The organism is Flagellimonas sp. HMM57, from assembly GCF_021390175.1.
Taxonomy (GTDB): domain Bacteria; phylum Bacteroidota; class Bacteroidia; order Flavobacteriales; family Flavobacteriaceae; genus Flagellimonas.
On sequence record NZ_CP090004.1, the window covers coordinates 436,416 to 446,765 of the forward strand.

General features: G+C 38.0%; 12 protein-coding genes. 6 read left to right on the forward strand and 6 right to left on the reverse strand.

The genetic code is table 11. The features are described from left to right. Nucleotides 1-4: 4 nt before the first annotated feature. Nucleotides 5-772 carry a S1/P1 nuclease gene (locus tag LV716_RS01970; RefSeq protein WP_163419580.1) on the reverse strand — a complete coding sequence of 256 codons (768 nt, stop codon included), beginning with the start codon at nucleotides 770-772 and terminating at the stop codon, nucleotides 5-7. Nucleotides 773-922: 150 nt separating this feature from the next. On the opposite strand from LV716_RS01970, the gene LV716_RS01975 reads away from it, so the two are divergent. From LV716_RS01975 to LV716_RS02000, 6 genes are all read left to right on the forward strand, one after another. After that, entirely contained in the window at nucleotides 923-1,783 is an 861-nt protein-coding gene (locus LV716_RS01975; protein ID WP_163419579.1) for an SPFH domain-containing protein, read from the forward strand. A 48-nt stretch (nucleotides 1,784-1,831) separates the two neighbouring features. After that, nucleotides 1,832-2,005 (forward strand): Arc family DNA-binding protein, encoded by a 174-nt coding sequence (locus tag LV716_RS01980; RefSeq protein WP_163419577.1) that lies wholly within the window; start codon nucleotides 1,832-1,834, stop codon nucleotides 2,003-2,005. A gap of 61 nt (nucleotides 2,006-2,066) precedes the next feature. Then, nucleotides 2,067-4,265, forward strand: coding sequence for a DUF5916 domain-containing protein (locus tag LV716_RS01985; protein WP_163419575.1), 2,199 nt, complete (start codon nucleotides 2,067-2,069; stop codon nucleotides 4,263-4,265). A gap of 1 nt (nucleotide 4,266) precedes the next feature. Further along, the gene (locus LV716_RS01990) at nucleotides 4,267-5,064 is read left to right on the forward strand and encodes a Cof-type HAD-IIB family hydrolase (RefSeq protein WP_163419573.1); all 798 of its coding nucleotides are present in this window, start codon (nucleotides 4,267-4,269) and stop codon (nucleotides 5,062-5,064) included. Nucleotides 5,065-5,100: 36 nt separating this feature from the next. Beyond that, complete coding sequence (locus LV716_RS01995) at nucleotides 5,101-6,363, forward strand: DUF819 domain-containing protein (protein WP_163419571.1); 1,263 nt, start codon at nucleotides 5,101-5,103, stop codon at nucleotides 6,361-6,363. A 45-nt stretch (nucleotides 6,364-6,408) separates the two neighbouring features. Next, a complete protein-coding gene (locus LV716_RS02000) occupies nucleotides 6,409-7,101 on the forward strand; it encodes a DUF4369 domain-containing protein (RefSeq protein ID WP_163419569.1) in 693 nt (230 codons plus the stop codon). Nucleotides 7,102-7,110: 9 nt separating this feature from the next. Here the strand turns inward: LV716_RS02000 and LV716_RS02005 are convergent, their stop codons facing one another. The 5 genes from LV716_RS02005 to LV716_RS02025 all read right to left on the reverse strand — a co-directional run bounded on the left by LV716_RS02005 (nucleotide 7,111) and on the right by LV716_RS02025 (nucleotide 10,348). After that, the gene (locus LV716_RS02005; RefSeq protein WP_163419567.1) at nucleotides 7,111-7,383 is read right to left on the reverse strand and encodes a hypothetical protein; all 273 of its coding nucleotides are present in this window, start codon (nucleotides 7,381-7,383) and stop codon (nucleotides 7,111-7,113) included. 24 nt (nucleotides 7,384-7,407) lie between these two features. Beyond that, nucleotides 7,408-8,376, reverse strand: coding sequence for a type I phosphomannose isomerase catalytic subunit (locus tag LV716_RS02010; RefSeq protein ID WP_163419565.1), 969 nt, complete (start codon nucleotides 8,374-8,376; stop codon nucleotides 7,408-7,410). A gap of 1 nt (nucleotide 8,377) precedes the next feature. Then, nucleotides 8,378-8,785: a 6-carboxytetrahydropterin synthase gene (locus LV716_RS02015; RefSeq protein WP_163419564.1), complete on the reverse strand. Its 408-nt coding sequence runs from the start codon at nucleotides 8,783-8,785 to the stop codon at nucleotides 8,378-8,380. Beyond that, entirely contained in the window at nucleotides 8,782-9,315 is a 534-nt protein-coding gene (idi, locus tag LV716_RS02020) for an isopentenyl-diphosphate Delta-isomerase (protein WP_163419562.1), read from the reverse strand. The genes LV716_RS02015 and idi overlap by 4 nt, the downstream gene beginning before the upstream one ends. A gap of 73 nt (nucleotides 9,316-9,388) precedes the next feature. Further along, nucleotides 9,389-10,348 carry a type IX secretion system membrane protein PorP/SprF gene (locus LV716_RS02025; RefSeq protein ID WP_205600145.1) on the reverse strand — a complete coding sequence of 320 codons (960 nt, stop codon included), beginning with the start codon at nucleotides 10,346-10,348 and terminating at the stop codon, nucleotides 9,389-9,391. Nucleotides 10,349-10,350 lie beyond the last annotated feature (2 nt).

The window sequence follows — 10,350 nt, forward strand, 5'->3', positions numbered from 1 at the left end:
TCATTTAGGCAAACAAATCGTTCAATACTTTGGCTAGCCTTAACCCACCTTTTTGCAACTGACCAAACAGTAAATCATTGTACTTATAACTATACTGGTATCCAATTTTTTCACCTAGCTCAACCGAAGCATACAGCTCCGCAGCCAACAAATGGGATTCATGTACCCAGTCATAAATTGTTCCTTCCTGAATTTTCTTACGTTCCCTTCTGGACAATCTATCAAGTTCGATAGCCAACTCGGTATAGGTCATGCCATAGGAAACAATCAGATTTGTGTCCCATAACCTGTGTAAATTGGTATCCTCGCCAAACCATTGCAATTGAATATCGTTACCGCCCTTATCCTCTGCCCTACTTGTGTGCATGGGCTGGTGCAGATCACCGACCAGATGTACCAACATTTTTAAGTGAAACACTCTATTCTCCCTTTCACTGTTCTTATTTTTCACAACCCGGATACATTCTTCAATAGCCATGACCACATCGCCAAATTCACTTTTTTCTGAATCCTCATAGCGCATGTCCAAAGGATAATTGACATAATGCCAAGGAGAAAATTTGGAATTGCTTCTATCTGCTTTTATTTCATCGGCATATGTTGAGACAAAAGCTAAACTATGCCCATCCAGTAAATCATTTAAGGCCCGCTTGGCTTTTCCAGAGAGATGGTTCTGCGCAATATGTCCAGTGACCCGGTGACCCGTTTTCCCCCAATAATTACTAAATCCCAATAGTGGAACCAATAAAAAAAGAAAAAATACCTTGTTCATGATTGATGATTTTTTTCAAAATTAGAAAACTGAATTGAGATGACCCCAAATAATTACCTGCTTTTAAATTCAAAATGAGAAGAATTAAAAATCAAAATAAATTTAATATATTTATGATATTAAAATAATATCAATTTAAATTAATCTATAATGGAGAATGAAAAAATAATTATACCGCTCAATGGCTATTTTATGCTATTTGTAAGTTTACTTTTACTTTTTGGAGGAGTGACCATAATAGTTTACACACATATCGCTTGGTTTGGAATCTTCATCCTAATGGGTCTGGTATCTACCGCCGGATTGGTTTTAGTAAACCCAAATAGCTCCAGAGTATTACTTTTGTTTGGAAAGTATGTAGGGACGATAAAGAAAAATGGGCTGTATTGGGTAAATCCTTTATATTCTAAAAGGAAAATCTCTTTAAGAGCAAGTAATTTTGATAGTGAACGCCTTAAAGTAAATGATAAACTGGGCAATCCGGTAATGATAAGTACCATTTTGGTCTGGCGGGTTACCGACACCTATAAAGCTGCATTTGATGTTGATGACTATAAAAACTTTGTTAGAGTGCAGACTGATGCCGCCGTTCGTAAACTGGCCAGCATGTATCCCTATGACAATTTTGCGGATGAAGGCATAGAAGAAGACATTACCCTGCGATCTAGTTTAAACGAAGTAAGCGAAGCACTGGAGAAAGAAGTCCAAGAAAGATTGGCCATGGCCGGAATCGAAGTCTTAGAAGCAAGAATTGGCTATCTGGCATATGCGCAGGAGATTGCCAATGCAATGCTTAAAAGACAACAGGCCACCGCCATTGTTGCTGCCAGACATAAAATTGTTGAAGGTGCGGTAAGTATGGTAGAAATGGCATTGGACGAATTGAATGAAAAACAAATAGTTGACTTGGACGAAGAACGCAAAGCTGCCATGGTAAGCAATTTAATGGTCGTTCTTTGTTCGGACAAAGATGCTTCGCCCATTGTGAATACCGGGACGTTAAATCATTAACATACGGAGGAGGACAGCATTGAAAAAATAATAGGTAGTAAAAAATAGATGAGTAAGAAAAAAGCATTTGCTTTAAGGCTTAATGAAGATATGCTCAAAGCAATTGAAAAATGGGCTACTGATGAATTTCGTAGCACAAACGGACAAATAGAGTGGATATTGATGAAAGGTCTTAAAGAGGCCAAAAGGGAGCCAAAAAAGAAAGATATTGGCAATAACTAATTTTTGTGATTTTTTTAACTCATCTTCATCTTAAATTTGGGGAGCTAACTCAAACTATCTAATGCGAATACTTCGTTTTGTACTTGTTACAATGCTCCTTCCCGTTTTCCTTGTTGCGCAGACCAACACCAAACAATTTACCGTAAAATATATTACCCAATCTATCAAAATCGATGGTGTACTGGATGAGTCCGTTTGGGAAACCGCAGAGAGCGCCCATGACTTTCAGCAATATTTCCCTTCAGACTCTATTTTGGCCATACAACAAACCGATATAAAAATGGTCTATAGCGCTACCACATTATACATTGGCGTAAAATTAAATACCGAAGGGGATGATTATGTAATTCCGTCTTTGCAAAGAGATTATAGAGCTGGTGGCAATGATAACATTAGCTTACTGTTCGATACTTTTAATGATGGTACAAATGCATTTCTTTTTGGCATGAATCCTTATGGAGTTCGCAGAGAAGCACTAATATCCAACGGTGGAGGCGATTTGGGTGGTTTTACTACCTCATGGGACGTAAAATGGAAAGGAGAATCCAAAATGTACGATGGATATTACATCTGTGAAATGGCAATACCATTGACATCCTTCAAATTTAAACAGGGAGAGACCAAATGGCGCTTTAACAGCTATCGTTTTGATATGCAGACCAATGAAACCAGCACCTGGATGGAAATACCTCAGAACCAGCTTATTTTTAGCCTTGCCTTTATGGGAGATATGGTTTTTGAAAAGCCCCTAGGAAAATCCAGAACTCCCTTAGCAATAATACCTTATGTGAACGGACTCTCTGCAAAAGACTTTGAAACCGATGAATCCGTGAACGAGCTAAATTTTGGTGGCGATGCCAAAGTATCCATAGGCAACGGAATGAATTTGGATATCACCCTTAATCCCGATTTTTCCAATGTCGAGGTAGATAATATTTTTACAAACCTGACCCGATTCGAGATTTCCTTACCGGAAAGAAGGCAGTTTTTTATCGATAACAGTGATTTATTTGCCACATTCGGCAACGAACGTGACTCTAACCCATTTTTTTCAAGAAGAATAGGGATTGCAGAAGATGCTGATGGTGAAACAATTGAAAATGGTATTATTGGTGGAATCCGTCTTAGTGGAAAACTAAATGAGGATTGGCGACTAGGTTTGTTGAACCTTCAGACCGAAGAAGACACCGACAATGAAATCCCAAGTAATAACAATACCGTTTTTGCCCTTCAAAAAAAGATGTTCTCACGGTCTAACCTTAGCTTCATTTTTGTAAATAGGGAAACTTTTAAAGATTATGATTTTGTTTCTGAAGAAGATAGATACAATCGTGTTGTAGGGCTGGATTACAATCTTGCATCCTCGGACAACACCTGGGTAGGTAAATTTTTCTTTCATAAATCTTTTGCGCATGATATTGGAAATGAAGACAGTTCTGGGGGCGTGGATTTACAGTATAACTCAAGACGTATTAATTTTGGGCTGCGTGGAAATTATGTAGGAGACGATTTTAGGTCCGATTTAGGGTTTGTGAGAAGAAACGATATCATCGCGGCAAGACCTTTTGTAGAATTCAATTTTTGGCCAAAAAAGGGTAAAATAAACAATCATGGTTTTCGCTTTAGTCCAAATGCTATCTGGAGACCTACTTTAGATTTTCAAAACACAGACTATACTATTTTTACCAGATGGGGTGCACAATTTAAGACACAGGAAGAAATAGGCATAAGAATGTTCAACAGATTTACTTTCTTAACCGAAACTTTTGACCCAACTGGAACCGATGGCGCTGTTGAGCTTCCGGCGAACCAAGGATATTATTACACTAGCTACGAAATTGGATTCGAAAGTGACCGAAGAAAAGTATTCTCATATGCTGTGGAACCTGGGTATGGAGACTTTTTCAATGGTACCCGTTTTTCATTTGAAGGAGATATGAGTTTGAGGTTACAACCAAAGGTTACCCTTTCCTTAGCATTGAACTATGATAAAATCAGTCTTCCGGACCCCTTCCCAAGCGCAGATTTATGGTTGATAAGTCCAAGGGTTAACGTAACTTTTAACAAATCTGTATTTTGGTCAACCCTGGTTCAATATAGCAACCAAAGGGATAATCTTGGGTTCAATTCCCGCTTGCAGTGGCGATTTGCACCGCTTTCGGATTTATTTATTGTTTACAACGACAACTACTTTGTAAACACATTTATGCCAAGAAACAGATCCATAAACCTGAAGCTTACCTACTGGCTAAACATTTAGAATGAATTTTAAAGTGCTCTGTTCCGATTTAGACGGAACGCTACTATCAACAAAAAACGATGTATCCGAATTCACGATTTCGGAAATCAATCGCATAAAGAACAAATTAAAAATCATATTGGTTTCCGCAAGAATGCCAAAATCCATGACCTATTTGCAACAAAGAATGGGCATACAGGATAATCCGATAATCTGTTATAATGGTGCCTTGGTTATGTCAGGAACTAAAGAGCTTAGTTCTACGAGCATTCCAACTGAAAATATTGATGAGCTTTACGACCGTTGCAAATGCTACAATATTAAACTTGGACTTTACCATAAAGATGAGTGGTGCGTTAGTGAAAACTCCGAGCGTGTTGAAAAAGAAATCTTCAATACGAGGGCAGAACCTATATTTGAACCTACCGAGAAAACCTTGGAAAGGTGGAGAGAAAATAATAGTGGACCGCATAAAATAATGCTCATGGGTACCAAGGAAAATATGGATGATATAACCCTGGTGCTGACAAACAAATTCTCATCAGTTCTAAACCATTACCGCTCCAATGATACCTTGATTGAAGTTGCACCAAGGACAACATCAAAACTAAAGGCAATCGCAACGCTTTTAGAGCCCAAAACCACTTTAAAAGAAGTAATAGCATTTGGAGATAACTATAATGACATTGAAATGCTAAAAAATGTTGGGTATGGAGTAGCAGTATCCAATGCAAGAAATGAAGCAAAACAAATTGCCGATGCCATCACTTTAACCAATAAAGAAAATGGTGTGGCACAATTCATCAAAGACCATCTTTGATTTTCCTATATTTGAATCAATAGCCAACGCAACACTATGAATCAGCTCCCCTTTACCGAAGACACCGTTATTTTTGGATTGCTCTGCTTATGCTTGGGATTTGTCTTTTATACATCTTCCCTAAAAAAAGGGTTTTGGAAAAAGTTCTATAGTATCATTCCCACTTTACTTATGTGCTATTTGTTACCTGCCATACTGGCAAGCACAGGAATAATAAACGAAACCGAATCCAATACCTACTATATCGCCAGCAGATATCTTTTGCCTGCAGCGCTTATTTTAATGACCTTGAGTATCGATCTAAAAGCAATATTGAATTTGGGCTCAAAGGCACTCATCATGTTTTTAACAGGAACTATAGGTATTATTATAGGAGGACCATTGGCCATTTTAATTGTGTCTATTTTTTCCCCGGAAACCGTTGGCGGCAACGGGTTTGATGCCGTTTGGAGGGGTTTGGCCACCATTGCCGGTAGTTGGATTGGAGGTGGTGCCAATCAAGCAGCTATGCTAGAAGTGTTTCAGTTCAACCAAGAAAAATATGGAGGCATGGTGCTGATAGATATCGTTGTGGCCAATATTTGGATGGCAATTATCTTACTCGGTGTTGGAAAAACAAAGAGAATAGATGCATGGTTAAAAGCCGATACTTCTTCCATTGAAGAATTAAAGCAGAAAGTATCCAGCCATACGGCCAAAATTGCAAGAGTGACTTCTGTTCATGATTTTATGATGATGGTACTGTATGCTTTTGCGGGAGTTGGAATTGCTCATTTGTTGGGCCATCACTTTGCCGATTTTTTGGAAAACAATTTTGAAGTGATTAGAAACAAGGAAAAAATACTCTCTTCCTTAGGTTCAAAATTTCTATGGATGGTCGTATTTGCCACTGCGATTGGCATAGGACTTTCTTTTACAAAAGCCAAGAATTATGAAGGTGCCGGTGCCAGCAAAATAGGTGGGGTCTTTATTTACATCTTGGTAGCCACAATAGGTATGAAAATGGATTTAGGAAAGGTGATGGAGAACCCTGGACTCATAGCAATTGGGTTAGTATGGATTTCAATTCACGCTGGACTTCTAATCCTTGTAGCAAAACTGATAAAAGCACCGTTCTTTTTCTTGGCTGTCGGTAGTCAGGCCAATGTTGGAGGAGCGGCCTCCGCTCCGGTTGTGGCCGCTGAGTTTCATCCTTCATTGACATCTGTCGGAATTTTATTGGCTGTTTTTGGTTATGTAGTGGGCACCGCAGGAGCTTATTTGTGCGGTTTGCTGATGGAAGTTGCTTCCAATGTTTAATTATTACATTAAGTTTATTGATATTTGCCCCGCTAAATTTTAATAATGAAAAAGATTCTATTTTTAGTCATCCTCGGATGCATCGTTCTTTCATGTGAAAAGAAAACGGAAAAAACCATGACCGTTACCGGAAACATAAAAGGATTAAAAAAAGGAACGCTGTTATTTCAGCATTTTAGCGATTCAACATTGGTCGTATTGGATTCCATACAACTTAAAGGAGATGGAGCATTTACTTTTTCCCATGAAGTTGAAAGTCCAGAGATTTTTTATTTGCACCTAAGAAAAGCGGACAATAATGATTTTAATGATAGGATTACCTTTTTTGGCGAACCTGGGGAAATAAACATAAATACATTTTGGAACACTTTTGATGTTAAAGCTAAAATAAAAGGTTCCAAAACCCACGAAAAATTAATGGAATTCAATGCAATGATTTCCAACTTTAATCTTAAAGAACTTGAACTTTCACAAAAAGCGTTATTACCGGAATTTAGAGAAGATTCATTGGCGCTGGATTCCATTCAGAAACTTGTAAATAGAAACCTGTTAGGACGATATAGGTATGCTCTCAATTTTGGGATGATGAACGGTGATTCATACGTTACACCATATGTAATGCTTACAGAGGCCAAAGAAGCAAATCCTAAGTACTTGGATTCTGTTTACAAAACTCTTACTCCAGAAGTATTGGATTCCAAGTATGGAAGACAGTTTAAAACGTATCTGGGAAAATAGGGAAGGACCTTAATTGCCCAACTTATTTAAATCTTCGACCAACTCGGTCGCCTTGGCTTCGAGTTCGTTTCTGATTCCCCTAAAATGGGCCTTATTATTTCCCACATCCTTTTTATGTACTTTCTCCATTAGCTCATCGAACACGGCAATGGCTTTATCGATTATTACAGTACCTTCTTCAGATTCTTTATTATCGGAACCTGCTTCCCATAGGTAAACAGCTTCAATGATATCACCTAAAACAAAATTGATATCTTTTTTAAGATCACGAATATTTGCCATACTGACGTTTTTTCAAAGGTACTATTAAATGGTAACTTCTAAAAGTTTAGCTCCTGAGGTGGTTATATCAATTGATGTGCTAGCAGCTGCAACTAAAATAGTTTCTCCATTGACCATGGATACGGTTCCCCAATCATTTTTGATTTCAGCTTCTCCTCCAACGCACATGTAAATCGTAAAAGAATCCCTTTCCGTTACATCTTTATGCATCGTTGTTGTCAAATCTAAAAAATTAGTCTTGAAATAAGGACAATCAACCATTTCGTTCACAATATCAGAGGACCTTGAATAATCGACCTTAAAGTCATCTTTCTTTTCGTAGTCAATGGCGTCTAGAGCCATATCGGTATGCAATTCCCTTAAGTTACCGTTCTTATCCTTGCGATTAAAATCGAAGACCCTATAGGTTACATCAGAGGTCTGTTGAATTTCTGCCAATAAAACACCGGCACCAATCGCATGTATCTTACCCGTATTTATAAAAAAAGTGTCTCCCTCTTTTACTTTCTCATAATTCATTAAATCTAGCAAGGAATCGTTCTTAAGGCTTTTTACATACTCATCCTTTTCTACATTTCTATTAAACCCTACAATAAGCTGGGAGCCTGGATCAGCATCCATAACATACCACATTTCTGTTTTCCCAAAAGAATTGTGACGTTCTTTTGCCAACTCATCATTTGGGTGTAACTGAATGGACAAGTCTTGTTTGGCATCGATAAACTTTATGAGAATGGGAAAATTGTTACCAAAGCGACTTACGACAGGCTTACCCAATAAATCTTTTCCGTTTTGTTCAATCAACCTTTTTAACGGTGTTCCTTTTAAATCACCATTAGCAACCTCAGAAATATCCCCGTCAACTCCAGAAAGCTCCCAACTTTCACCGGTTATCTCGCTTTCACTTGGTTTATTCAGGACATTTTTGAGTTTTGTGCCGCCCCAAAGTCGTTCTTTGAGAATAGGCTTAAATTTTAATGGGTATAGCATCATTTTAACCAGAATAAGTTACAAAGTTACGAGGTGTTTCGTAAAGTATAACTTCTAAATCCTTAGTTTTTGCTATATGTTTTCTAAGTTTATTCCAAATGACCACTGCAATATTTTCTGCTGTTGGGTTTAAGTTCTCAAATTCAGGAACATCCAAATTAAGGTTCTTATGGTCTAAGGCATCTTCAACTTCATGTTTTATCAAATCCTTTAAAACTTTTAGATCCATTACATACCCTGTTTCTGGGTCAATCTCACCTGTTATGCTCACAATAAGGTCATAATTGTGCCCATGATAGTTTGGATTGTTACACTTTCCAAAAACAGTATCGTTTTTTTCAAAACTCCAATCAGGTCTGTACAAACGGTGTGCAGCATTAAAATTTGCTTTTCTACTAACTTTCACTCTCATTTCTCAGGGGTATTATCTGTTAAGTGATTGTAGAAACGTTCAAAAATTATCTTGAACCAAGCCGTATAGTTTTCCGGATTTTTCGAAATATCAGCTTTGATGTCTTTTGGCAACATCCATTTCCAATCCGCTACTTCATTAGGATTAAGAACTGGAGTCTCTTCGTAGAATCCTATCATCACATGGTCTAACTCGTGTTCCGTTAGGCCATTGTCAAAAGGAGCTTTGTAGATAAAGGAAAACAATTCCTTTAATTCTGTTATAAAGCCCATTTCTTCTTGTAGACGTCTTTTTCCGGCCTCAACGTTGCTCTCACCATCTCTTTGATGGCTACAGCACGTATTTGTCCATAATAAAGGGGAATGGTACTTGTCTTTTGCACGCTGTTGCAGCATGGTTTCACCTTTGCCGTTCATAACAAAAACCGAGAAGGCCCTGTGCAGGACCGCTTTTTCATGGGCTTCCATTTTAGGCATTAAACCAATAGGCTCATCTGCCTCATTGACCAATATCACATTTTCTTCTTTCATAAGGTAAAAATATGACGTTTGTCAGGAAAAATCGAGATGTGCGTTTTTAAAATGTTCTTAAAACCCAATATTTTTAAAAGAAACGTGGAGATTTTAAATTCCCTAAGCTTTTTATAAAATCATATCTAAGGATAACTTCTACTGAGCCATCATTGAATCTTGTGCCTCCCAAATCAGTGATTTCGCGATCATAAGCAAGCCCAATAAAGAATTCATCCGAAACCTTAAAACCAAAGAGACCACTAAATGCTGCATCCCAACGATACGCCACACCACCTATAAATTTTTCATTGAACATGAAATTGGCGGATAAATCTACCTGTAAAGGAGCACCCTGTACCATTTTGGTCAAAAGTGTCGGTTTAAATTTCAAAAAAGGATTTAGGTCCCAAACATATCCAGTGATAAAATAAAGGTTCACTTGCTCAGATGCCGTAGAAACCGAAGCTTCGTCAAAATGTGTTGTTTCCAATATCCTTGGCGCAGAAAGTCCTGTGTAAAAACGGTCTGTATGATAATATACCCCTGCTCCAATATTGGGAGAAAACTTATTTTGAATATCTTGTTGAGATGTTAACTGCGGATCAAGCTCAAACTCATCGAGCTCCGAAAAACGTATATCCAACATATGGGCACTTGCCTTTAACCCAAAACTTAGTCTTCCCTCCACCGAAGTGTAAATCGTATATGAAAAATCAACATCAAAATACGTTTCTGAAGTTGGCCCTATTTTATCGTTGACCACAGAAACACCCAAACCAACCCCTCTATACCCCAGTGGAGTATGTAGGTTAAGGGTTTGCGTTTCTGGAGCTCCGTCCAATCCTAGCCATTGGTTTCTGTACAATGCCGCAATACTCAAATGTCCCCGTGAACCGGCATAAGCAGGATTAACACTGACCGTATTGTACATGTATTGGGTATATTGGGCATCTTGTTGTGCACTGAGCTTTAGTCCGGCACCCATTAGTATGCAGACTAAAACCAGTATTTGAACTTTTTTCTGTACTATCATGTTATCCACAGTAATCATTT

Coding starts and splice junctions, on each gene's coding strand:
- idi (WP_163419562.1), bottom strand. CDS start 9,315: ATGAAAGAAGAAAATGTGATATTGGTCAATGAGGCAGATGAGCCTATT.
- LV716_RS02005 (WP_163419567.1), bottom strand. CDS start 7,383: ATGGCAAATATTCGTGATCTTAAAAAAGATATCAATTTTGTTTTAGGT.
- LV716_RS01975 (WP_163419579.1), top strand. CDS start 923: ATGGAGAATGAAAAAATAATTATACCGCTCAATGGCTATTTTATGCTA.
- LV716_RS02025 (WP_205600145.1), bottom strand. CDS start 10,348: ATGATTACTGTGGATAACATGATAGTACAGAAAAAAGTTCAAATACTG.
- LV716_RS02015 (WP_163419564.1), bottom strand. CDS start 8,785: ATGAGAGTGAAAGTTAGTAGAAAAGCAAATTTTAATGCTGCACACCGT.
- LV716_RS01995 (WP_163419571.1), top strand. CDS start 5,101: ATGAATCAGCTCCCCTTTACCGAAGACACCGTTATTTTTGGATTGCTC.
- LV716_RS02000 (WP_163419569.1), top strand. CDS start 6,409: ATGAAAAAGATTCTATTTTTAGTCATCCTCGGATGCATCGTTCTTTCA.
- LV716_RS01990 (WP_163419573.1), top strand. CDS start 4,267: ATGAATTTTAAAGTGCTCTGTTCCGATTTAGACGGAACGCTACTATCA.
- LV716_RS01970 (WP_163419580.1), bottom strand. CDS start 772: ATGAACAAGGTATTTTTTCTTTTTTTATTGGTTCCACTATTGGGATTT.
- LV716_RS01985 (WP_163419575.1), top strand. CDS start 2,067: ATGCGAATACTTCGTTTTGTACTTGTTACAATGCTCCTTCCCGTTTTC.
- LV716_RS01980 (WP_163419577.1), top strand. CDS start 1,832: ATGAGTAAGAAAAAAGCATTTGCTTTAAGGCTTAATGAAGATATGCTC.
- LV716_RS02010 (WP_163419565.1), bottom strand. CDS start 8,376: ATGATGCTATACCCATTAAAATTTAAGCCTATTCTCAAAGAACGACTT.